The organism is Dyadobacter sp. OTU695 (assembly GCF_038440355.1).
GTDB lineage: Bacteria > Bacteroidota > Bacteroidia > Cytophagales > Spirosomataceae > Dyadobacter.
Window position 1 is genome coordinate 1 of the sequence record NZ_JASATN010000096.1, and the last position, 365, is coordinate 365.

General features: G+C 57.3%; 1 pseudogene. It reads left to right on the plus strand.

Features of this window, described 5'->3' with window-relative positions:
• Positions 1–365: pseudogene (locus AAHB90_RS32605) on the plus strand (hypothetical protein); the annotation flags it as partial.

The window sequence follows — 365 nt, forward strand, 5'->3', positions numbered from 1 at the left end:
GCCGGTAACCATGCCATTCCGATGGTGGCCACGCGCGATGTGGCGCAGGTGGCAGCCGGCCATCTGGCTAACCTCGATTTCAGGGGCAAAAGCGTACAAGCCGTCATGGGCCCGCGGGATTATACCTATGCGGAGCTGACGAGCATTGTAGGTAATGCAATCGGCAAACCGGATCTGGCCTACGTTCAGGTGCCGGTGGAGAAGGTCAGAGAGGTATTTCTCGGCAATGGCTTTTCGCCCGATTTCGTCTCCAACCTAATTGAAATGGGCACGGCGATCAGCACGGGTTATATGAACTACCAGAAGCGGGATGAGTCAACGACGACCGCCACTACCGCCGAGGAGTTTGCCAGCGAGGTGTATGC